This window comes from Prevotella sp. kh1p2, from assembly GCF_900111525.1.
Classification (GTDB): Bacteria; Bacteroidota; Bacteroidia; order Bacteroidales; family Bacteroidaceae; genus Prevotella.
The window spans coordinates 14,541-38,702 of the sequence record NZ_FOHY01000023.1 but is presented as its reverse complement, the minus strand read 5'-3'; the positions used below and the strand labels follow the sequence as shown (position 1 = coordinate 38,702).

The following is a 24,162-nucleotide window of genomic DNA, read 5'->3' as shown; positions in this document are numbered from 1 at the left end:
TCCCCGCTCTGAGACAGGGCAGTGATTACCTGGCATCGGATTTTTTTCGGATACGGATGTTGAACTTCTTCTCGGCCAGGTCTATCATCGTGGAAGTGGCCAGGCAGCGGAGTTTCTCCTGAGCCAGTTCCTTCTTCAGGCGCTTCAGTTCAGCTTCATGCGCCTTGCGTTCCTCGAGCAGCTGGGCGCGAAGTTCGTCGAGCGTGGTTGGCAGTTCTTCGTGTTTCATAAGCAAGGGAATTGATGAGTTGTCGGGGTGGCCGTACGCGCGGAGGTATCCGAAGAATGTCGCCACGGGAATGCCGGCATTTGTGGAAAAGGCGCGTATCGACAGGCCACTCGTGAGGTACCGACGTAATAACTCTAGTTTTTCGATTTCATTGTACTGTTTCATGACTTTTTACTTTTTTTGTTTGATGTAAACTGTCAACTTATTCAGTACAGGTCACTGTGAAAAGCAGATGTGGAGTAGAGGAATTTCCTCCAATCTGCCACCGGAACAGGAGGAGGCATTATTGTTTATACTCGCTTCCAGAGCACTTTCCGGGTCAGACAGGTTACTTCGGGTTTGTTGCGTAGGCTTCAACTTTCTGCTGCCGTTATGATTATATGGAAAGAAAAGCCGATTTATTTTTCGCTTTCAACTAAAATACTTATATTTGCAATCAAAATTAAAACATCTGAAGAATGAATCTTAAAGTACGCTTGGCAGCCATGAACTTCCTGGAGTTCGCTGCGTGGGGAGCCTATCTCACCTCTATGGGAACATATCTCGTCCAGATAGGATTGGCTCAGAACATCGGCTGGTTTTACGCCATGCAGGGCATTGTTTCCATCTTCATGCCTGCCATCATGGGCATCATAGCCGACCGCTGGATTCCGGCGCAGCGCCTGCTCGGCCTGTGCCATCTGGTGGCGGGTATCTTTATGTTCGGTGCCTCGTACTATGCCGTACATGCGGGCCATGCGGTTTCGTTCTCCACTTTATTCACCCTCTACTCGCTGAGCGTGGCTTTCTACATGCCAACGCTCGCGTTGAGTAATTCCGTTGCTTACTTCTCGCTCACCCAGGCGGGCCTGGATACGGTGAAAGACTTTCCTCCTATCCGCGTGTTCGGCACGATAGGCTTCATTTGTACCATGTGGTTTGTCGACCTCATGGGATTTCAGCCCAACCATAATCAGTTTATCACGTCAGGTGCTGTGAGTATTCTGCTGTTTCTGTACACCTTTACGTTGCCTCATTGCAAGACCAATGCCGGCGGCGAAACTAAGAGTATGGTCGATGCGTTCGGCCTGCGAGCCTTCACGTTGTTCAAGCAGAAGAAGATGGCTATCTTCTTTATATTCTCCATGTTGCTGGGTGTCAGCCTGCAGATAACCAACGGTTTTGCCAATCCTTTTATCACCAGCTTCAAGGATATACCCGAGTATGCCGGCACGTTTGGCGTGAACCATGCCAACATCCTGATATCCCTATCGCAGATAAGCGAAACTTGCTGCATCCTGCTCATACCGTTCTTCATGAAGCGATACGGCATTAAGAACGTCATGCTCATAGCCATGTTTGCCTGGGTGCTGCGGTTCGGACTTTTCGGTGCCGGCAACCCGGGCAGCGGCGTGTGGATGTTTGTCTTGTCGATGATAGTCTACGGAGTTGCTTTCGACTTCTTCAATATTTCCGGCTCGCTGTTTGTCGACCAGTCAACCGACCCAGCACTGCGTTCCAGTGCGCAGGGACTGTTCATGCTGATGACCAATGGCATCGGTGCTACCGTGGGCACTCTCTCGGCTCAGGCCATTGTAAATACTCACACGGTAGGCGGCGTTACCGACTGGCAAACGTGCTGGTATATCTTCGCCGCCTATGCTCTCGTGGTGGGATTGAGCTTCGCACTGATGTTCAGACCTAAGAAGCACGAGGTTGAGATATAAAGAACAGGAGGAACAGATAAATTGAATAAGGTCAGATTAAAGTTCAAGAGCGTTTCCGAAATCAAGGGAACTGATGACGTGGGTTTGCTCGTTCTTGTAGATGAAGACGAGAGCCGGCAGCTTTCCATTGCCTGCGACAGGAACATGCTCTTTCAGTTCGGACTGCGCATATCGGGCAGGACAGATGTCTCCGCACTGCTGCCCGAGGTGCTGTGGCAAGCATTGACGAGCGACGGTGACGGCAGATACGAGATACTGATACATGATTTGATTGACGGACAGTATCGCGCGCTGCTTTGCAACGACATTACTTTACAGCAGATACCCATACGTGCCAGCGATGCCGTTCTGCTTGCCTATATCAGTGGTTTGCCCGTTTATATCGACGAGCGGCTCATGGCAAAGCAGAGTGTGGAGTATACCCAGGGCTCCAGTGGTATCTCGCTGCCGGTCAATACGTTGAGTGACGAGATGCTGCAGTCGGCTTTGGACAAAGCCGTTGAGGCCGAAAACTATGAACTGGCATCGTATCTGCGCGATGAGATAAACCGCAGGAAAAAGCGTAACTAATTGAAATGAAGGAAACACGGTATTTCTTTGTTCCCGATGCAGAGAACCAGACGGAGCTTCCGCAGGAAGAAGCGGTGCACGCAGTAAAAGTTCTCAGGCTGGCGGGAGGCGACGAAATGTATCTGATGGACGGTGCGGGCAACTTCTTCCGAGCCGAGGTCGCCGTTGCCGCAGCGCATCGCTGCACGTATCGCATCATGGAGAAGCTGCCGCAACAGAAGGCATGGAAGGGCCGTATCCATTTGGCCATAGCTCCCACTAAGATGATGGAGCGCATGGAGTGGATGGTAGAAAAGGCCACGGAGGTAGGTTTTGACGAGGTTACTTTTCTGAATTGCAAGTTCTCCGAACGTAAAGTGCTGCGTGTGCCACGGCTTGAGAAGATTGTCGTTTCGGCCGTAAAGCAGAGCCGAAAGCCCTGGAAGCCCCTTGTAAACGAGCTGATTTCATTCTCGGAGTTTGTTTCCCAACCGCGTCCCGGGCGCAAGTTCATAGCCCATTGCTATGATGAAATACCTCGAAAGGATTTATATACCGAATTGCAACAAATGGTTGTAGATGATGAAGTTACCGTTATGGTGGGCCCGGAGGGCGACTTCTCCGTCGACGAAGTTGAAAAGGCAATGGCCTGCGGCTATGAACCTGTTACCTTGGGCGATGCACGGCTGCGCACGGAAACGGCCGGACTGATGGCCGTAGTCATGTCACAACTGGCGAAAAGGCTGTAGAACGGGAGGCTGGTAAAACAAGATTTTTCATGAAAAAAGCTATTTTCAGAACTTCCGCTCTTCGCATGTGGATGTTCATGTCATTAATTGCAGCGCTGGCGTCTTGCTCGAGCGGCGATTACGTTGATGCCGTTCCGCAAGACTGCAAGGCACTTTTGGCCGTAGCTGCAAGCAAAACCGGCACCGCCGGAAACCTGTCATTACTCAAGAACTTGCTCCATGTAACAGACCTGGAAAAGACGGGCATCGACTTTAAGGAGAAGGTTTATTTATTCGAAGCGCCTGACGGAAACCTCGGATTATGTGCCAGAGTGGGCGATGCTGACGACTTACGCAGCCTTTTTAAGGACTTGTCAGATAAGGGAGTGTGCACCAATCTGCCCGAACGAAGAGGCTTCCGGTTTGTCGTTATCAATGATAACTGGGTGGCAGGTTATTCGGACAATGCGCTGCTTGTGATGGGCCCGGCTGTACCCGAGGCACAGGCGGAATTGAGAAACCGGATGAGTAAACTTCTGGCTCAAGACGAGGAACACGGCGTAAAGGCAACACCCATGTTCGATAAGTTGGACTCCATCCGGTCGCCTATGGCCTTTGTTGCTCAGGCCCAGGCACTTCCCGATAACTTCATGTTACCGTTCACCATAGGTGCACCGGCCGATGCCGACCCCTCGCAGGTGCTGTTGGCTGTTGGGGCAACCCTAAAGGAGATAGGCGGAAAGCAGGTTCTGTACATGGAAGGCGAAACTTTCTCGTTCAGCAAGCGCATCAATATAGCCCTGACGGAGGCCCGCAAGTCATACCGCCCCATCAAAGGAGTGTACAGGCAGCGGCTGTATGAGGGCGACCCTCTGGGCATTTTCATGAACGTAGACGGCCGTACATACATCCGTTTGCTGCAGGCCAACCCGGGCATGCAGGGCTTGCTGGCCGGTGTGAACACCACGATTGACATGGATAACATCATCAGGAGCATCAACGGAGACATGTTTATAGCAGTTCGCGGCGGGTCTGAAGATAAGCCGCTGATAGACATGGTGGCCGAATTAGGTGACGTGAAGGTGGCCCAAGATGTAGATTATTGGAAGTCATCGTGCCCAGCCGGCACCAAGATAACAGGCCAGCGGGGCAGCTATCGCCTTACGGGACCAGACCTGAACTTCGACTTCGGCTTTACTCCCGATGAGGAGTTCTACCTTGAAAGCTCGCCTTTCAGGCCCTCGAACCGCGGCAACACGCCGCATGCCTTGCAATTGCCGCCGGCCTTGCAGGCCGTTATTGCGGGCAAGCATCTCTGCATGATAGCCGGCATGGATGGCATTCTGGGTGCCCATAAAGAAGCGGCAAAGATCTTGAAGCCTGTTATCGGAGATGTTGACATGATAGTGTTCTGCATGAAATAATGGAAAAGATAGAGTTTAAAAATGTTCTTCCGCAGGTTTTCTCCCAGCGTGAAGAACTGAATTCTGATGTCTGGAAGCATGACATTACGTTCGAGAAAGGCCATTTGTACCTCATTGAGGCCGACTCGGGAATGGGCAAGAGCACCTTTTGCAGCTATGTGGCAGGCTACCGTCACGATTACAGCGGCAGCATTCTGTTCGACAAACGAAACGTCGGCAGCTTTCAAGTAAGCGATTGGGTTGACGTGAGGCAGCGCCATTTAGGCCATCTGTTCCAGGAGCTGAGGCTCTTTCCGGAGCTCACGGCACTGGAGAACGTGGAGATAAAGAACAAACTGACGGGCTTCAAGTCGCGTGAGCAGATACTCGAATGGTTTGACATGCTGGGCCTGAGCGACAAACTCAACGCCAAGATAGGCCGCATGTCGTTTGGCCAGCAGCAGCGTGTAGCCATGATAAGGGCACTGGTGCAGCCGTTCGACTTCATCATTGCCGATGAGCCTATCAGCCATCTGGACGACAAGAACAGCCGGGTGATGGCCGACATCATGCTGGCCGAAGCCAGGCGCCAGGGTGCCGCCGTCATCGTGACCAGCATCGGCAAGCACATGAACCTGGACTACGAGCGGGTGTTCAGACTCTGAATTGTAATTTGAAAAGTGGAGAATAAGATATGAATTTGGTATGGAAGCTGTTACGGCAGCATGTGAGCATTCCCCAGTTTGTGGGCTTCTTCTTTGCCAATTTGTTTGGTTTGCTCATCGTGCTGCTCGGCTATCAGTTCTACAGAGACGTGCTTCCGGTTTTTACTTCGGATGATAGTTTCATGAAGGCCGACTACATCATCGTGAGCAAACGGATTGGAACAAGCAGCATCTTGTCGGCCAACGCCAACACGTTTACGGCCGCCGAGATGACAGATGTGGAGGGGCAGCCGTTTGTGAAGTCGGTAGGCACCTTTACGTCGGCCGGCTACAAGATAGATGCAGCTATGGGCATAAACGGTACCAACGTGCTGAACTCCGAGCTACCGATAGAGAGCGTGCCCGATGAGTTCGTTGACGTAAGCCTTGACCAGTGGAAGTTCCTGCCCGGCAGCAAAGTTGTGCCCATCATCCTGCCGCGCTCCTATATAACAATGTATAACTTCGGATTTGCCCAGAGCCACTCGCTGCCGAAGATTTCCGACGGCTTGGTGGGCCTGATAGACTTCAAGCTGTTTGTCCGCGGCAACGGACTGCAGGAGCAATATACGGGCAAGGTGATTGGTTTCTCAAGCAGACTGAACTCCATCCTCGTGCCCCGCAGCTTCATGGAGTGGAGCAACGGCCGCTATGCCCCACAGGACAAGGCGGCGCCAACGCGGTTGATAATGGAAGTAAAAAGCCCTGCCGACGAGCGCATAGCACAGTACATTGACAGCAAGGGGTACGAAGTGGATACCGACAAGCTGAATGCAGAGAAAACGACCTACTTTCTGAAGCTGGTCGTGTCTATGGTAATGGCGGTGGGACTGGTTATTTCCGTGCTGAGTTTCTATATCCTGATGCTGAGCATCTACCTGCTTGTGCAGAAGAACTCGTCGAAACTGGAGAACCTGCTCTTGATAGGCTACTCGCCGCGACAGGTAGCCTTCCCGTACCAGATGCTTACACTGGCACTGAATGCAGTGGTTCTGATGATAGCCTTGTTGTTGCTTCTTGCCGTGCGCGGGCAGTATCTGCCGATGCTGGAAACGCTGTTCCCGCAGCTCGACGAGGGTACCGTACTGCCGTCATTGATGGTTGGAGCCGGGCTGCTGACGGTGGTGAGTCTGTTAAATGTGCTGGCCATACGCCGCAAGATAATGCGGATATGGTGGCGGAAGGAATGATATAGGGTGCTTGAATGATGCGGTCTGGAACTTTCGACAAGTGTCGCACGATTGTGTGACACTTGTCAAACGATTATGCGACACGTGTCAAAAGTTCAAGGAGGCCATCTCTTTACGATAGTGAGACCATCTCACTACGATAGTGAGGCCATCTCACTACGATAGTGAGGCCATCTCTTTACGATAGTGAGGCCATCTCACTACGATAGTGAGGCCATCTCACTACGACAGTGAGGCCATCTCACTACGACAGTGAGGCCATCTCACTACGATAGTGAGACATTCGACGGACGTTCACCTTCATACCAAATGACATCCTGTTGGCACCTCGACGACAACTCTCAGTAGCCCGTTTGAGCAGCGGGAGCATAGCTTCGTGGCTCCGGAAATATGGCAATCAGAACTGCCGGGACATTCTCCCCGGCCCTGATTCCACACAAATCCTTTCTTTCCTTTTTCCCGTTTTTGTCTGTATTCTTATGCCCCAAAGATATATTTTCACATTTTCGTAACAAATATATGGAAAGTTTTACTTAAATTTGCAGCATGAACGAATGTGCAGCATGTTACACCTGTGCAATTAATTAAAATTATACTAAAAGCTATGCAGAGAAGATTGCATCTCTTGGTCATGATGTTGATGCTTAGTGCAACATCTGTCCTGGCTCAGATTACAACATCTGGTATTAGCGGCAAGGTTACTACGATGGGCGAAGATGTCATCGGCGCAACCGTTACTGCTACCCACCAGCCTTCAGGAACCGTTTACCGTGCCGTTACGAACGTAGACGGTCGCTACACGATTCAGGGTATGCGCGTTGGTGGCCCCTATAAGGTAGAGATTTCGTATCTTGGCCATCAAACGAAAACTTTCGACGGAATAAACCTTCAGCTGGGCGAGACTGCAAACCTTTCTTGCTCGCTTGAGGAAGATGCCCAGCAGCTGCAGGAAGTCGTGGTGCAGGGCATGGCAGGCGTGAATGCCACGAAAACCGGCGCCGCAACGAGCATGAGCGCTGCACAGATTAACGACATGCCGAGCATCTCGCACGGTATTGCCGACGTGGCCCGGCTCAATCCGCAGCTCTCAACCACCAATAGCGGCGTGATGTCTTTTGCCGGCGTGAACAACCGTTATAACTCTTTCATGATTGACGGAGCTATGAACAACGACGTGTTCGGCCTCGCTGCCAGCGGTTCCAACGGCGGACAGGCCGGTTCGCAGCCCGTTTCGATGGAGACGATAGAGCAGATTCAGATTAATGTTGCCCCCTTCGACGTGCGCCAGAGCGGATTTACCGGCGGCGCCATCAATGCCATCACCAAGAGCGGTACCAATCAGTTCCATGGTTCTGCCTACTTCTACGGCAATAACGAGAGCATTATCGGCAGGAAATATGCCCTGGCCGATGGCTCCGGATATGCCAAGAAGTACAACGACCAGAATGAATATAACGTGGGTGTAACCCTGGGCGGCCCGATTGTAAAGGACAAGCTGTTCTTCTTTGTCAACTACGAGAAGGCCAACAAGACCTATCCTGACCTCTACGGCATAGGTTCAGAAATGTCGAATGTGGATGCCGACCAGGCAAAAGATGCCTTGGCACACGTCAAGGAGATGGCTCAGAAACAGGGATTTGAGTACAACGGCGCCTATGTTTCGCCCGATATCTACACCAAGAGCGATAAAGGAGGCGTTAAACTGGACTGGAACATCAACGAGTTTAACAAGGCATCGGTGCGCTGGAGCATTATCAGCGCAAGCACACTGAACAATACAGGAGGCGCGAAAACTATTGTCGACAACCATTACAGCTACCCGTTCAAGAATGTTACCAATTCTTTTACAGCCGAACTTCAGAGCCGTATCTCGCCTGTTGTGAGCAACGAGTTCAGAGCTTCGTATGTTCGGGTGCGCGACAAGCGCGATGTTGCCTCGCCATTCCCCATGATAAGCATCGAAGGCGTGGGCGGCGGAACGGTGTACATAGGCAACGAGCGCTCGTCGATGGCCAACAGTCTGGACCAGGATATATGGACCATAGAGGACAACCTGACGTGGTACAAGGGCAATCATACCTTTACCTTTGGTACGCATAACGAGCTTTATCACTTTGCGAACTTGTTTATACAGGATATCTACGGAACTTATTACTTCGCATCTTACGACAAGTTTAACCAGTACTATACCGATTACATGGCCGGGAATGTGTCTCCCACGGTTTCTTATATGAAGCAGTACCGCTACGGTCACGCCAATACGGAAGTGACGGGAGACCCGAGGTGGAAGATTAAGTTCGGTACGGCACAGCTCGGCTTCTATGCGCAGGATAAGTGGGACGTTACCAACAACTTCCAGTTTACGTATGGCTTGCGTGTTGATATCCCCGTGTTCTTCGACACTCCCGTGGCCAACAAGCCCTTTAACGAGTACGCTGCCAGCCGATGGAATGTAAAGACAGACTATCGTCTCTCCAGCTCTCCCTTGTTCAGTCCGCGTCTCGGCTTCCGCTGGGATGTAAATGGCGACCGCTCGCTGATAGTCCGCGGCGGTGCCGGCATCTTCACCGGTCGCATTCCGTTTGTGTGGATAAGCAACAACTTCCAGAATACCGGCATCCAGATGTCGTCGTTCGACACTTCTAAAACTGCCGGACTTGAGTTCTTGCTCAATCCTAACAATCAGCAACCCAATGAGGATAAGCTGACGGCTTCGGGCAGCCAGGTGGTCAATGTGTACGACCGCCACTTTAAGTTTGCCCAGAACCTGCGGTTCAATCTTGGTGTCGACTTCCGTCTTCTCGGCATAGACTGGACTGCGGAAGCCATCTACTCCAAGACGCTGAACGACATTCTCTACAAGAACCTGGCCTATGACATGACGGGAAAGACCTATGCCGAGACTTCCGGATATTCGTGGGATAACCGTCCGATGTTTGAACGTGTAACCAACGGAACGGCCTTTACCAAGATTTACGGCCTTTACAACACCTCTAAAGGATATACAGTTAACCTCTCGCTGAAGGCCGAAAAGCATTTTGACTTCGGTCTCGACCTGATGGCAAGCTATACCTGGGCACATTCAACGGCCGTTAACAACGGTAGTTCTTCTGTTGCCGAGAGTAACTGGAGATACAATTACACGTACAGGAATCCTAACGATCCCGAGGTTGGCAACAGCGCTTTCAACGTGCCTCATCGTATTCAGGCCAGCGCCTACTATCATGTTAAGTACGGATCGCAGAAACAATGGCTCACTACCCTTGGCGTAATTTATCAGGCCAAGAGCGGTTCGCCCTACACAATCTATTACCGCGGCGATGTAAATGGTGACGGTGCCGATGGTAACGACTTGTTCTACATTCCTACGGACGAGCAGATTGACAAGATGAGATTTGAGCCGACATCGTACAACAAGAACTACTTGTCGAACCAGCTCTTTGGTGACGGCCCAAGTGATAAAAAGCTGACGGAAGACATGCAGCGGCAGTTGATGAAGCTGTGGGTTGGAAGCGACTCTTATATGAGGGATCATCGCGGTCAATACTTCAAGCGTTATGCAGACAATTTGGCTTTCGAACATCACTTTGACGTTCACTTCGCACAGAAGTACAGCTTTAAAGTTGGCGGCCAGATTAACTCTCTGGAGCTGAGTTTCGATGTTATCAACGTGGGTAACCTGCTCAACAAGGACTGGGGACACACCTATGGCGACGGCTTCGGTATCTACTATAGCCCCGTTAACTACCAGGGTGGCGGCGTTTACCAGTTTACCGGCGGCTACGCAGCGCGCACTTACAGCGACTATTATTCACGCTGGCGTGGCCAGATAGGCTTAAAATACACTTTCTAAAATCATTCCAGGACGGAGACCCCTTTATCGGGTTTCCGTTTTTGGTATATATAACAAGGAGTAATAAATTAATTTTTTAACTAAATCAAAAACAAAAAGTTATGCAGAAAAGATTGTTCTTTCTGGTTACCATGCTGATGTTGTTTGCTGCTGGTTTGCAAGCTCAGATAACAACATCGGCCATGAGTGGAAAAGTGACATTGGACAACGCAGGCGGTGAAGAAGTGGTTGGAGCAACCATTCAGGTTGTTCACGAACCTTCGGGAACAAGGTACATGGCCGTTTCCAATGTCGACGGACGTTTCAACATTCAGGGTATGCGCCCCGGAGGACCTTACTCGGTAACGGTTTCTTACATCGGCTACCAGACTAAAACGATGAAAGACGTAACGCTCCAGCTTGGAGAAACGTACAATCTCAACCTTTGGCTGTCCGAAGATGCTACGCAGTTGAGCGAAGTGGTGGTAAGTGCCAAGGCCTCAAAGTTTGCTGCCGAGAAGACAGGAGCAACCACAAACATCTCCAATGTACAAATTCAGGGCATGCCGACGGCAACGCGCAGCATCACCGATATAGCCCGTCTGTCGCCTTATGCCAACGGAATGAGCTTTGCGGGAGGTGATGGTCGTTCTACGAACTTTACGCTCGACGGTGCCAACATGAACAACAATTTTGGCTTGACTTCCTCCTTACCGGGCGGCGGTTCGCCTATCTCGCTGGATGCCATTGATGAAATTCAGGTCGTGGTGTCCCCGTTCGACGTTCGTCAGAGCAATTTCATTGGCGGTGGCATCAATGCTGTAACAAAGTCGGGTACCAATACTTTCAGAGGTACTGCCTACATTTATCACAACAATGAGAACATGCACGGCAACCGGGTTGACCATGCCGACCTTGGCGAACGTGGCACCGTGCGTAACACTACCTACGGTTTTACGTTGGGCGGGCCGATTATCAAGGACAAGCTCTTCTTCTTCGGAAACCTTGAATACAGCAAGGTTCCTTCTATAGCCAACCGTTGGAGGGCATCAGAGGATGGTATAGCTCATGGTAATGACTATATTTCCCGCACTTCTATTGCCGACATGCAGCGAGTACAGCAGTTCATGCGCGACCATTATGGCTACGATACGGGTTCGTATAACAGCTTTCCGGCCGACGAGGACAACCTGAAAGTCCTGGCTCGTGTTGACTGGAACATTACCGATGCACACCACCTGGCCGTGCGGTTGAACCATACCAAGAACACGGCATGGAACGCCGTGAACGGAAACTCGTCCGATACGGGTTACCGACTCCGCGGAATGGACCGCATGAGTCAGTATTCCATGGCCTTTGCCAACTCCATGTACTCTATGGATAACAAGATAACGACCGTGAGTGCCGACCTGAACAGCCGCTTTGGCAGCAAGTTTGCCAACCAGTTGCTTTTCACCTATTCTAATATAGAGGACGTTCGAGGCAGCAACTCTTCCGACTTTCCTTTCATAGACATCATGAACGGCTATGAAACTGGCACCTTCCAATCTTTCAGAAATGGCAATAACATCGCCGTGGACTATGGAGGCTACAACATCAAACAGACGCTGGAGCCTTACATGAGCTTGGGTTACGAGCTCTTCACCTATAATAATAAGGTGCAGAACAAGGTTACTACCATTACTGATAACTTCACTTGGTATGCCGGCAATCACAAAGTAACGGCCGGATTCAACTTTGAACACCAGCTGGCCAACAACGCCTACATGCGTGGCGGAACGGGATATTACCGTTACCGGTCGGTTGACGACCTGATAAACGGCGCAGCTCCCGAAGCCGTCTGCATGGACTACGGGTATAACGGACAAAACAATCCGAACGTGCAGGTTCAGTTCAATCAGTACGGCCTTTATCTGCAAGACGAGTGGAATGTAAACAACAAGCTCAAGCTCACTGGCGGCATCCGTTTTGATAACATCACTTTCAACAATGATGACATCATGACAAACAATGCCATCAGCGCACTCGATTTCGGCGGTCGCCACATCGACACCGGCAAGTGGCCCAAAACCAACATTCAGGTTTCGCCCCGCGTAGGCTTCTCCTGGGATGTATTTGGCAACAACTCGCTCAAGGTGCGTGGCGGAACGGGCCTCTTTGCCGGCCGCCTGCCGCTCGTTTTCTTCACCAACATGCCCACAAACTCCGGCATGATACAGAACCGCGTCTTTGCTGTAACTCGTTATGAGGGCGACAACAAGGGTGTTGCAACCTACTCCGACCCCCGTCTGGAGAAATTCAAGGGCGGCATCGTAACCGACCGCAACGAGATTATTGCCCACTTGGGTACTCCTACTACCATCACTCCTGAACAGGGTGTGCTGCCTTCAACGCTTGCCGGCGTAGACCGGAACTTCAAGATGCCGCAGGTATGGAAGAGCTCCGTTGCCGTTGACTATGTAATTCCCGTCAGCTTCCCGTGGACAGCTACGGCCGAGTTTACCTACACCAAGAAGATAAACGACGTGCTGCTGGAGAACTACAACATCAATGGCAGCGACCGTGCCAACTGGAGCAGATTGAGCGGAGCCGACGACCGCATGCTCTATCCGTCATCCATGAGATACTATAACAACATCAGCGATGCCTGCGTATTGACCAATACGCACAAAGGATACGGCTATACTTTCAACTTAACCACCAACCTGGAGCCGATAGAAGACTTGCACATCATGGCTGCCTACACGCACACGGTGATGAAGGAAATTTCGGGTATGCCCGGTTCCAACGCCTCTTCGGCATGGTCGGGGCTCTATACTGTCGACGGACCCAACTACGGCAAGGTGCAGAACTCGGCCTATGTTATCCCTGACCGCATCATTGCCAGCATTGATTATACCTGGATGAAGCACGATCATTTCAGCCTCTTCTATCAGGGCTACAGCCCAGCAGGCTACAGCTACTTCTACAAGGGCGACATCAACGGCGACGGTATCAGCAACGACTTGATGTATATTCCGGCCAATGATGACGAAATTCAGTTCACCAAAGAGTCCGACCGCGAACTCTTCTGGAATTATGTAAACCAGGACAAGTACCTAAAGAACCATAAGGGCGAGTATGCCGAGGCTTATTCGGCACGTGCTCCGTGGGTTCACCGTTTCGACTTCCGCTGGGCTCACGACTTCACTCTCAACATCGGAAGCACGCATCACAAGCTCGAGCTGAGTGCCAACATTGAGAACATCGGCAACCTGTTCAACTCCAAGTGGGGTGTTACAAAGAACATGAACAACAGCTTCGGCGGGCAGATACTGTCGATTGACAAGGTTCAGAACGGCGTTCCTTATTTCTCAATGGCCAAGGATGCCAATGGTATGGCACCCACTGAGACCTGGAGCTTCAACCGTAATTACACCGAATGTTGGAAACTTCAGATTGGCGTAAAATACTATTTCAACTAATGGTATTTATCGGCACCAAGCCTAAATATAGGGCATTCACTTCTTGTGGATGCCCTTTTTTTAGTATCTTTGCCGGCAGAACATTTAAAACACTGCACGATGATTATTGATTTTGACGAGCTGAACGAAGAGCAGATCTTCGGTTTTAAGGGCGGAAAGGGCGAGTTGGATACCCGTAACTACGCGGACGAGAAATGCAAGATTATGTATTCCACGCTCAAGCCCGGTGCCAGCAGCGGTCTCCATTCGCACGACCAGAACTGCGAGATTATTTATGTACTGCGTGGTAAGCTGACTTTCCATTACGATGATAAGGTAGAGGAGGCTGTTGCAGGGCAGGTGCATTATTGTCCGATGGGCCACAGCCACTATATGGAAAACCTCACTGCGGAAGATGTTACCTATTTTGCCGTAGTGCCGGAGCACCATTAAAGGGCGAAAGAAATCCCGTCTCGGGAAGTTGAAAGACGTCTGAATGAAGTTTTGACAAGTGTCGCACGATTGTGTGACACTTGCCTAACAATCGTGCGACACTTGTCGAAAGTTCCCGAAGCATGCTTTCTGTACCTTAGCTTGTGAGGTTTGAGAAGTAGAATTGACTTAACCGGCCAGGCGTGTAACCGCAACATGGTTACATGCCTGGCTCGTTTTTGGCCCTGAGATTGCAGTTTGCAACCCGGTTGCAACCTTTTTACGTTACCTTTGTAGCCGGAAACAAAAAATGAACACGATATGAACAGAAAGTTACTGAGAATTATTCTCTCCTCCGTCCTGCTCCTCGGCGCGTGGCTGGTGGAGCGATATTTGCAGCTGCCCATGTGGCAGTTGCTGCTTGTTTACCTTGTACCTTACCTCCTCGTTGGCTACGGTGTGCTTGCCGAAGCATGGGAGGGCATCAGCGAGGGCGACCCTTTCGACGAGAACCTGCTCATGAGCATTGCCACGATAGGTGCACTGCTCATCGGTTTTCTGCCCGGAGCAGAGCCGCAATTCGTTGAGGCCGTCTTCGTGATGTTGTTCTTCGAGGTAGGCGAACTGTTCGAAGATTATGCCGAAGACAAGAGCCGCGACAACATTGCCGAGCTGATGGACATCCGTCCGGACGTTGCCAACGTAGAGCGTAATGGTGCCGTGGAGCCCGTTGCTCCGCAGACTGTAGGGGTAGGGGAAACCATTATTGTAAAGCCGGGGGAGAAGATTCCCCTGGATGGAGTGGTGCTCGACGGCCGTTCGAGCCTCAACACAGTGGCCCTGACGGGTGAAAGCCTGCCTCGCAGTGTGGCTCCCGGGGATGAAGTTATTTCGGGTTGCATCAATCTCTCGGGGCTGTTGAAAGTGCAGGTAACCAAGAGTTTCGGCGAATCTACTGTCTCCAAGATTATCAACCTGGTTGAAAATGCCGGCGCAAACAAGTCGCGCAGCGAGAGTTTCATTACCCGGTTTGCCCGTATCTATACCCCTATCGTGGTCTTCCTGGCCCTTGCGCTGGCCTTCCTGCCGCCGTTCTTTGCCGCCAGTTATGCCGCGGCGTTCCCCACGTGGCTCTATCGGGCGCTTACCTTCTTGGTTGTGAGCTGTCCGTGTGCACTCGTTATTTCCATTCCGCTCACCTTCTTTGGCGGCATAGGCGGTGCCTCCCGCCACGGTATCCTCATCAAGGGCGGCAACTACATGGACACTCTTGCCAAGGCGGGCATTGTGGTTTTCGACAAAACAGGCACGCTTACAAAGGGCACTTTCGCTGTAGAAGCCGTTCATCCCGACAAGATGGCCGCCAAGGAACTGCTCCATCTGGCTGCTCATGTGGAGCGATACTCCACCCATCCCATTGCGGCTGCACTGCGCCAGGCATACCCCGACGAGGCTGACGACTGCCGGATTGACCACGTGACGGAGCTGGCAGGCAAGGGAGTAACGGCTGTTGTCAATGGCCGAACGGTGAGTGTAGGCAACGAACAGCTGATGGAAGAGGTGGGAGCAGACCGCAGCGACTGTCCTCTGTGCGCACAACAGACAGGTACAACCATTCATGTGGCTGTTGATGGGATGTATGCCGGCCATGTCATCATCTCCGACCAGCTGAAGCCGGACGCCCGTCAGGCTGTGGCGGACTTAAAAGCGTTGGGCGTAAACCGTACGGTCATGCTGACCGGAGACCGTGAGGCTGTGGCCGAGTCCATAGCCCGGGAGCTGAGTATAGATGAATTTCACGCCGCTCTCTTACCCGCCGATAAAGTCAACCGGGTTGAGTCACTGCTGCAGCAGAAGGCTAAGGACACCACGCTGGCATTCGTGGGAGACGGCATCAACGATGCTCCTGTGCTGGCACGAGCCGATGTGGGCATCGCCATGGGTGCTCTCGGTTCTGATGCGGCCATTGAGGCAGCCGACGTGGTTCTGATGGACGACAAGCCTTCAAAGCTCGTTACAGCCGTGGAAATAGCCCGCCGAACCCTCCGCATAGCAGCACAGAATGCCTGGTTTGCCATTACCGTCAAGGTTGCCGTACTGATATTGGCAGGTCTCGGACTTGCTACCATGGGCATGGCGGTGTTTGCCGATGTTGGCGTTATGGTGCTGGCAGTGCTCAATGCCATGCGGGCTTTGCGTGTGTAAAGGATGTTGTGAACTCCCGTATTAACGAGTTCACGTCGGTATAAGAATAAAGCCAAGCAGTTGATTTCAACCTGCTTGGCTTTTATTGGCTTGCACCAAGGGTGCGCCCTTAGGGACTCGAACCCTAGACCCACTGATTAAGAGTCAGTTGCTCTACCAACTGAGCTAAGGGCGCAATGATGTTCAAATAAAAAAGTGCGCCCTTAGGGACTCGAACCCTAGACCCACTGATTAAGAGTCAGTTGCTCTACCAGCTGAGCTAAGGGCGCATTGTATAGCTTTCCGGCAGCTCATTTCCGAATTGCGAGTGCAAAGGTAGCTACTTTTTTCATAACCACCAAATGTTTGATATGTTTTTTCCAAAAAACTTGTCCTTTACGCCCAACGTTCCTCTTGCATTCTGTTTCTTGCTTCGGATGGCTGAAATGGCCTTTATCTGCGCTCTTTTCTGAATTGCCAATCGTAAACTCTATAACTCTTTGTATTACAATAAGAAAGCTCCATTGGTATCTTCCGGAATGGTAACAGCTATGCTTCAAGGCTCTTGAAGCTATCGTTCAAGGACGTTGAAGGATGCCTTCAAGAGGCTTGAAGGATAGCTTCGCCATATCAGGTACATTCGTATGAAAAAACAGCACCTCCGGTTCAGTGGGAGTGATGTCTGTTTGCTGATAGGTTGCAGCCTCGTTGCTGCATGCTAATCGAAGAAGTTCCAGCTTAATCCGAACCTCAGAATCCGCTCGTTCAGCGGGTAGTGTGGCGTCAGGAAGTAGTTCTTGTTGCCGCTTCCGGCATTGACATGGCTGAACGCCACGAAGAAGCGAGTGTGCTTTAAGTGGAAGTTGGCATATACATTAACGAGCGGATAGTTGCCCGTCTTTACCCGTTGTTCTCCCGCTTGGGTCGTGAATTGACCCAGAGCCGGGCTGTAGTCAGGGGCCTCGTACTTGGTAAAGTACCGCAGGTCGGCCCCGAAGTCGCACTTCAGCACGCGGGCAATCTTGAACCTCAGGTAGAGGTTCGTGTATATATTGAGGGCAGGAACCGATACAACTTCCTCTTTGCTCGACTTCTGATAGGTCACAACACTTTCCCAGTTGAGCGGGCCAAGCGTAAAGTCCTGGCAGAGTTGGGCCGTGAGTATGCTGATGGCATCGTCGCTCTGCTTCACGTTTACGACGTTGTTGAGCCTGTTGAACTCGCTGTCTATCGTGTAGCTTTGCGACAGATAGGTGTACTTTGTCAGCTCGTCAACGGCCACGCGCAGCATTGTACGCGTCTTTCGGAAGTTGAGAATGCCCTGTATGCGCGTATGAGTTGTATTGTCGAGGTCGTTGTCCCACATGAAGTGACGGCTCTGGTAATGCCGGTAGTAGAACCCGGGTTTAAGCCTGTGGAAGAACCCGTTGGCTGCCAGAGTTACGGTATCGCCGAACAGCGGGAAGTTAAGGTCGATGTCGGCATCTATCTTCAGATTGCCTGCATCTTCTCCCGCAACTCCAAACTCGCCCACGGCATTGTAGTGGAGCAGCCTTCCTTGGGTCTTGCTCAGCTGTCCGCCAACGCTCACTGCATGTTCGTTCCAGCTTGCGGTGCCGTCGAGGCCGGGCAGGGTGTAATGCCTCATTTCGTGCGAGGCAAACACCTTCACGCCGGCTTTGGCCCATTTGTTGAAGCCTTCGAGCAGCGACAAGGCTACTGTATTCTTGAGATTGTAGTGCCGGGTCTTGTCATAAATGGAGTCGCCGCTGTACTTCTCGATGACGTCGAACGTGTTTGCGTAGTAGTTCTCGGGCGTTTCATACGCCTGATAGATGCGCCGGTAGTTGTTGAACTCAATGGTATGGATGAAGCTGGTTACAGGAACGTACTCGTTCTTCATCCACATCGTATCCTCCTGAGCCTGCCGTTCCTTCGCCATGAGGCTGTCGGCAGTGGCCTTGCTGTCTACGATGATGCGTTCCGTTTGCCGCCTGGTGGTGTCTGCAGGCTCGTTGCCAACGACTTTGCTGTCCTCGGGGCGGCCGGAGAAAGTGTTGCGGTTGTCCAGTTCCTCTTCGTCAACCTCCTCACCGTTTGCCCGCGCCTTGCGTTCTGCTTCTTTGCGTGCGTCGCGCTTCTGCTGGTCTTTCTGGGCCTCGATAGCGAACTTACGCGCCTTGATTTCATCCTCGGTCATCTTTACCTTGCGGTTAAAACCGACGTTGTAACGCTGTGAGAAGAAGACGTGCTGATTGTCGTTGCGGTTCCAGTTTCTGCTGAGCACGGTCGGAATTTCGGAGGTTTGGAAGCTCTCGTTGAAACTTTCAGGATGCGTGATGTAGTTGTCGTTGGTGATTCCTCCGTTCTCCGTAACCTTCTGGTGGTTGATGGCTGCAAGCAGATGTGCCTGGTATCGGTCGCCCAGATAGGAGCCGTAGAGCGTGTAGTTCATGTGCGAAGCACTCTGCTGTGAATAGTATCCGCGGCCGTAAAGATAGTCGAAGTTGAACCCAACACCAAGTTTCTTGCCGGCGTTGACGCCGAACTTGGCCGTGAGATGGTCTTCTCCGTTGGTCCGGTTACCCGCAGTATTGAACGAAATGTTGGTGAAAGGGGAGAGCGTATTGGTGAAATGGAATTTGTCAACAGGCGTAATGAAGAAGTCGTAAGGCTGAACAAAGAGGAATTGTGCCGCCTCCGGCCGGTCTGCAAAAATCCTGTTGATTCGCGGGGCGCCAAGGTTGCCGGTCGTGTTGTACTCACCGCGCAAGCCCGTTGTGTAGATGGTGTTCATGTACATGTGCGGAACTGTGTCGAGTTCGGCCGGCGTACGGTCGCCAAACCGGCTGTCGATGGTCCACACCTTGATGCCTTTGGGAATCTCCTTGTTGGTTCCCAAAGAGTCGGCTTGTTGTCTTCTTTGCGCCGAATTGGTGATATTTCCGTTTTCGTCTACCTGCTGGAAATCTCCGTTATTTCCGACTTGAGCCCGGGCTTTGCCTGCAAACAGCCCCAGCACAAGGGTCAACATCAGTATTTTTCTCATCAATGAATAAAGCGTATAACACATTCAATAATCTTAAAGACCATTGCTGCAAGGATTACGATGATGCCTACGGTAGGGCTGGGAAGGGCAAAGTAGAGGATGATTCCTATCAGCGCACCGAGCATGAATACGAGGTTCAGGATGTTGCGAACCTTGAGCGACTTTTCGCCTGATGTCGGCAGCTGTTGCAACCGATGGCGTGGCGGAACCGCAGACGAGGTCTGCAAGGTGTCTTTTTCTTCGTTTTCTGTAGTCATTTGAGTTCTTCTTAATTCTGGTTAAGTGCACTCGACAGGCCCTGGAAAATCCGGTTCTTTCTGTCGATGGTGCTTCTGCGGAATTTGCCCGACATCTTGCTCAGCTTGTCCTGCTTCTTGTTCAGGCCGTATTTGTCAGTAATCCATTCTTCTGCAGATGTCTTGAACTCCGACTCCCTGCCTTCTTCGTAGAGGTAGTTGATGCGGGTGAGCATCATGTTGAGATGCCCGTCGCTGCACTTGGCGATAAGGGTATAGTTGAACTCCGTGCGGTCGAGCGAGATAAACGAGCTGTTGAAAACCAGCCACTCCTTATATATTCCTACGATGGTGTGGTCGTTCTCGTTTACCAGGGCGATGTTGCTGTGGGCCAGCTCGTTGGTTTTCTGGTGCTCGTCTTCGGTGAGTTCCTTCATATAGTTATAGGTAATGCCGTATATCTCGGATGCAGATTTGCCCGGAACGTCCTCATCGAACGTAAATACTACTTTGCCGTCTACAACCGGAACGGCACCGGCCAGGTAGCTGCTGGTACTCTCGGCCTTGCGTGTTGCAGCCTTGGCAGCCGTCTTGGCAGGCTTGGTTGCTGTGGTTTCGCGTGCAGGAACGGTCCAGCCGGCATTGTCGGCCGGAGTTACCGTAACCGTCTTGTCCTGCTTTGGGGCCTTTTCGGGCTGCGCAGGTGCCACATCTGCAGGTGCCGTAACATCGGTTCCGCTGTTTATCTTGTCTGCCTGTGCCTTCAATCTCTCGGCTTCTTCGTTCAGCCGGGCGGCCTCTTCCTGGGCTTTCTTTATCTGTGCCTGGATGGCAGCTTGCTTCTCTGCTATGGCTTTAGCTTTGGCTTCGGCCTGTGCCTTGGCTTCGGCAGCCGCTTTGGCCTCGGCTTTCTGCTTGGCTTCCTGGGCAGCACGCTGCGCCTGGGCAGCATTGGCTTTGGCAGCTTCTACGGCCTTCTGAGCTGCTTCGAGTTCCTTTTGTGCTTTTTCGAGCTGCTGTTCCGGTGTCAGGGTAGTGTTGCTTTGTGCGTAGCCTATCAGCGGTAAGCAGGCAAGCATGACAATGATAATTTTTTTCATCGCTATAATTGAGTTTATGGTTTTCTATACGCAAAGTTAGTAAATTAAGTGTTATGAAAGCGTGAATATCCGTTTTTTAACTTTTAGTGTACATGTTTTTTCGTGGCCGTAAGAGGGTTTCCGAAGCTGCATGCTGCGCATCAAAATTCCTGCTCGGCTGCCGGCGATTTGACGGAGCTATCCTTCAAGGCAGCCGAAAGCATGCTTCAAGCCCCTTGAAGGCATGCTTCAAGAGGCTTGAAGGATATGTTCAGGGAGTATACTTATAAACTGTTGATAATCAACATATTATAAGCTGGAAAATAGAAGGGGATACAGCAGGCAGCAGGAAGACCTATTCTTTCAGCTCCAGCTGGTCCTGCAGTCTGATGATTTCGTCGCGATATTGGGCTGCCTGGATAAAGTCCAGGTTCTTGGCAGCCTCTTTCATGAGGCTTGTCGTGTTGGCAATGCTCTTTTCGAGTTGCTCCTTGCTCATGCGTTTCACGATGGGGTCGGCGGCAAAGGCGGCATTGTCGGGCTCCAGATAGGGGCGGGCACCCTTCTCGCGCGGCTGATAGCTGCGCATTTCTTGCTCGTTGTCGGCCGATGTGGGCAGTGCACTCTTGATGGCCTTCACTATCTGCTTGGGTGTAATGTGGTGCTCCTCGTTGTATTTCAGCTGTATGCTGCGGCGCCGGGCCGTCTCGTCAATGGTCTTCTGCATGCTCTCCGTGATGGTGTCGGCGTACATGATGACCTTTCCGTTTACGTTTCGTGCAGCGCGGCCTGCGGTCTGCGTGAGCGAGCGATGGCTGCGCAGGAAGCCTTCCTTGTCGGCATCGAGGATGGCAACGAGCGATACTTCGGGCAGGTCGAGCCCCTCTCGCAGCAGGTTTACGCCTACCAGTACGTCGTAGATGCCGGCCCGCAAGTCGTTCATTATCTTCACGCGGTCGAGCGTGGCCACGTCGCTGTGTATGTAGCTTGCCCGTACATTGTGGTTGAGCAGATACTCCGTGAGCTCTTCGGCCATTCGCTTGGTCAGCGTGGTAACGAGGACTCGCTCGCCCCGTTCGCTGCGTGTGAGTATCTCATCCATCAGGTCATCTATCTGGTTCTCCGTAGGGCGCACCTCAATCTCGGGGTCCAGCAGCCCTGTTGGCCGTATCAGCTGCTCTACGACCACACCTTCCGACTCCCTGAGTTCGTAGTCGGCAGGCGTTGCCGACACGTAAATAACCTGGTGAATGAGGTCGTGGAACTCTTCGAAACGCAGCGGACGGTTGTCGAAAGCTGCGGGCAGGCGGAACCCGTACTCAACGAGATTCTGCTTGCGGGCCCTGTCGCCGCCGTACATGGCATTGATTTGCGGAACGCTGACGTGGCTCTCGTCAATAACGAGCAGATAGTCCTTGGGGAAGAAGTCGAGCAGGCAGTAGGGGCGTTCGCCGGCTTCGCGGCCGTCGAAATAGCGCGAGTAGTTCTCAATACCGCTGCAGTGGCCCAGCTCCTTCATCATTTCCATGTCGTATTCCACGCGCTCCTTGATGCGCTGTGCCTTGATATGGTCGCCCAGTTCTTCGAAGTAATCGACTTGTTTGACCAAATCGTCCTGTATCATACGGATGGCATTCTCGGTTTGCTCCTTAGTTGTGACAAAGAGGTTGGCGGGGTATATCTGGTACGTTTCAAAGGAGGCGAGCCGGTGGAAAGTGATGCTGTCAACCTCCTCGATGGAGTCTATCTCGTCATCCCACCAGGTTACGCGCAGTATGTTGTCGCTGTAGGCCATGGCAATGTCTATGGTGTCGCCCTTTACACGGAAGTTCCCGCGGTTCAGGTCGATGTCGTTTCTGACGTAGAGGGCGCCTACCAACTTCAGCAGAAACTCGTTGCGGTCAGCCTTCTGGCCCCGCTTGACGGAGATGATGCTCTGCTGCATGGCCACGGGTCCGCCCATACCGTAAATACATGAGACAGAAGATACAACCACAACATCCTTTCTTCCTGACAGCAAAGCAGATACGGCACCTAACCGCAGCTTGTCAATATCGTCGTTGATGGCCAAATCCTTCTCTATGTAAGTATCGGTTGTAGGCAGATAGGCTTCAGGTTGATAGTAGTCATAGTAGGAGACATAGTACTCCACAGCATTCTCCGGAAAGAAGCTCTTCATTTCTTCGTACAGCTGGGCAGCCAGCGTCTTGTTGTGACTAAGTATGAGGGTAGGTTTATTGATGTTGGCTATGACATTGGCAACGGTGAATGTCTTGCCCGATCCTGTTACGCCTAAAAGCACCTGAGCCGGCTCGCCGTGCTCCAGTCCTTGGGTGAGTTCCTTGATAGCTTCTGGCTGATCGCCGGTAGGGGAGTATTGTGATGTTAATCTGAAGTTCATAACTGACTGTTATCGTGCATACAACAAGAAAGTTTCTTGCAATGGTCTACAAAATTACTAAAAATCTATTTACGAGTTGCTTTCAAACGTGTTTTTTTGCTAAAAATATCATCCGTAGCTTTGTGAATAGGGGAATTATGTGTAATTTTGCATTTCAAAGCAAGATAAGATGAAGAAAACATCCCTTACCATCATATTGTTTGCAGCGCTGCTTTTTACGAGTTGCGCCAGTGAATTTAATAAGGTTTACAAATCACAGGACTACAAATACAAGTACGAGTATGCCAAGGAGTGTTTTGCCAACGGCAAATATACCCGGGCAATCACGTTGCTGAACGAGCTGATAACGCTGGCCAAAGGGTCGGAAAATGCTCAGGAGAGCCTGTACATGCTGGCCATGGCGCAGTACAACACCAAGGATTACGAGAATGCGGCAACCACTTTCAAGCGCTACATGTCCAATTATCCGAAGGGATATTATGCCGAAATGGCCGAATATTATATCGGGCAGAGCCTGTATATGAGCACACCCGAGCCGCGATTGGACCAATCGCAGACGGTTGCTGCCATCACCTCGTTCCAGGAATACTTAGACTTATTCCCCGATGCAAAGATGAAACAGACTGCCCAACAGCGTCTCTTTGAATTGCAGGACAAGCTGGTACAGAAGGAATTGTACAACGCACAGCTTTATTTTGACCTGGGTCATTACTTCGGCAACTGCTCAAGTGGCGGCAACAATTACGAGGCTTGCGTCATTACTGCACAAAACGCACTCAAGGATTATCCGTATAGTAAGCTGCGAGAGAACTTTGCCGTGCTTGTCATGAAGAGTAAGTTCGAGATTGCCCAGCAAAGTGTAGAGGAGAAAAAGTTGGAGCGCTATCAGGATGCAGAGGATGAGTGCTACGGCTTCATCAATGAGTATCCCGACTCAAAGGAGAAGGCTACGGCCGAAAAATACATCGCCAAGTGCCGCGAGGTAACGAAAGAATAG

16 protein-coding genes and 2 tRNA genes are annotated in these 24,162 nt (G+C 51.5%); 11 read left to right on the top strand and 7 right to left on the bottom strand.

Annotated features, from left to right (window positions below; genetic code table 11):
- Positions 1 to 25 precede the first annotated feature (25 nt).
- On the bottom strand, positions 26 to 394 hold the full coding sequence (locus BMW31_RS12020; protein ID WP_091826278.1) for a transposase: 369 nt from the start codon (positions 392 to 394) through the stop codon (positions 26 to 28).
- Between the two features lie 293 nt (positions 395 to 687).
- Here BMW31_RS12020 and BMW31_RS12015 point away from each other — a divergent pair, with 293 nt between their 5' ends.
- From BMW31_RS12015 to BMW31_RS11970, 10 genes are all read left to right on the top strand, one after another.
- The gene (locus BMW31_RS12015; protein WP_091826275.1) at positions 688 to 1,935 is read left to right on the top strand and encodes a nucleoside permease; all 1,248 of its coding nucleotides are present in this window, start codon (positions 688 to 690) and stop codon (positions 1,933 to 1,935) included.
- 21 nt (positions 1,936 to 1,956) lie between these two features.
- Positions 1,957 to 2,505, top strand: a complete 549-nt coding sequence (locus BMW31_RS12010; protein ID WP_091826273.1) for a bifunctional nuclease family protein — start codon at positions 1,957 to 1,959, stop codon at positions 2,503 to 2,505.
- 5 nt (positions 2,506 to 2,510) lie between these two features.
- Positions 2,511 to 3,233 (top strand): 16S rRNA (uracil(1498)-N(3))-methyltransferase, encoded by a 723-nt coding sequence (locus BMW31_RS12005; RefSeq protein ID WP_091826270.1) that lies wholly within the window; start codon positions 2,511 to 2,513, stop codon positions 3,231 to 3,233.
- Positions 3,234 to 3,262: 29 nt separating this feature from the next.
- Positions 3,263 to 4,636: a DUF4836 family protein gene (locus tag BMW31_RS12000; protein WP_091826268.1), complete on the top strand. Its 1,374-nt coding sequence runs from the start codon at positions 3,263 to 3,265 to the stop codon at positions 4,634 to 4,636.
- Positions 4,636 to 5,280, top strand: a complete 645-nt coding sequence (locus BMW31_RS11995) for an ATP-binding cassette domain-containing protein (RefSeq protein WP_091826266.1) — start codon at positions 4,636 to 4,638, stop codon at positions 5,278 to 5,280. The genes BMW31_RS12000 and BMW31_RS11995 overlap by 1 nt, the downstream gene beginning before the upstream one ends.
- A 29-nt stretch (positions 5,281 to 5,309) precedes the next feature.
- Complete coding sequence (locus BMW31_RS11990) at positions 5,310 to 6,509, top strand: hypothetical protein (RefSeq protein ID WP_091826263.1); 1,200 nt, start codon at positions 5,310 to 5,312, stop codon at positions 6,507 to 6,509.
- Between the two features lie 604 nt (positions 6,510 to 7,113).
- Positions 7,114 to 10,362 (top strand): TonB-dependent receptor, encoded by a 3,249-nt coding sequence (locus BMW31_RS11985; protein ID WP_091826261.1) that lies wholly within the window; start codon positions 7,114 to 7,116, stop codon positions 10,360 to 10,362.
- Between the two features lie 101 nt (positions 10,363 to 10,463).
- Positions 10,464 to 13,805, top strand: coding sequence for a TonB-dependent receptor (locus BMW31_RS11980; protein WP_091826259.1), 3,342 nt, complete (start codon positions 10,464 to 10,466; stop codon positions 13,803 to 13,805).
- 99 nt (positions 13,806 to 13,904) lie between these two features.
- Complete coding sequence (locus BMW31_RS11975) at positions 13,905 to 14,237, top strand: cupin domain-containing protein (protein ID WP_091826256.1); 333 nt, start codon at positions 13,905 to 13,907, stop codon at positions 14,235 to 14,237.
- A gap of 300 nt (positions 14,238 to 14,537) precedes the next feature.
- The gene (locus BMW31_RS11970) at positions 14,538 to 16,421 is read left to right on the top strand and encodes a heavy metal translocating P-type ATPase (RefSeq protein WP_091826254.1); all 1,884 of its coding nucleotides are present in this window, start codon (positions 14,538 to 14,540) and stop codon (positions 16,419 to 16,421) included.
- Positions 16,422 to 16,523: 102 nt separating this feature from the next.
- Here BMW31_RS11970 and BMW31_RS11965 read toward each other — a convergent pair.
- The 6 genes from BMW31_RS11965 to uvrB all read right to left on the bottom strand — a co-directional run bounded on the left by BMW31_RS11965 (position 16,524) and on the right by uvrB (position 23,165).
- A tRNA-Lys gene (locus BMW31_RS11965) sits at positions 16,524 to 16,596 on the bottom strand.
- Positions 16,597 to 16,617: 21 nt separating this feature from the next.
- Positions 16,618 to 16,690, bottom strand: a tRNA-Lys gene (locus BMW31_RS11960).
- Between the two features lie 428 nt (positions 16,691 to 17,118).
- Entirely contained in the window at positions 17,119 to 19,449 is a 2,331-nt protein-coding gene (locus BMW31_RS11955; RefSeq protein ID WP_091826251.1) for a putative porin, read from the bottom strand.
- Positions 19,449 to 19,706 (bottom strand): hypothetical protein, encoded by a 258-nt coding sequence (locus tag BMW31_RS11950; RefSeq protein ID WP_091826249.1) that lies wholly within the window; start codon positions 19,704 to 19,706, stop codon positions 19,449 to 19,451. Before BMW31_RS11950 ends, BMW31_RS11955 begins: the two co-directional genes overlap by 1 nt.
- An 11-nt stretch (positions 19,707 to 19,717) precedes the next feature.
- The gene (locus BMW31_RS11945; protein WP_091826247.1) at positions 19,718 to 20,785 is read right to left on the bottom strand and encodes a DUF4468 domain-containing protein; all 1,068 of its coding nucleotides are present in this window, start codon (positions 20,783 to 20,785) and stop codon (positions 19,718 to 19,720) included.
- A 334-nt stretch (positions 20,786 to 21,119) separates the two neighbouring features.
- A complete protein-coding gene (uvrB, locus tag BMW31_RS11940; RefSeq protein WP_091826244.1) occupies positions 21,120 to 23,165 on the bottom strand; it encodes an excinuclease ABC subunit UvrB in 2,046 nt (681 codons plus the stop codon).
- 169 nt (positions 23,166 to 23,334) lie between these two features.
- On the opposite strand from uvrB, the gene BMW31_RS11935 reads away from it, so the two are divergent.
- Positions 23,335 to 24,162, top strand: a complete 828-nt coding sequence (locus BMW31_RS11935; protein WP_091826242.1) for an outer membrane protein assembly factor BamD — start codon at positions 23,335 to 23,337, stop codon at positions 24,160 to 24,162.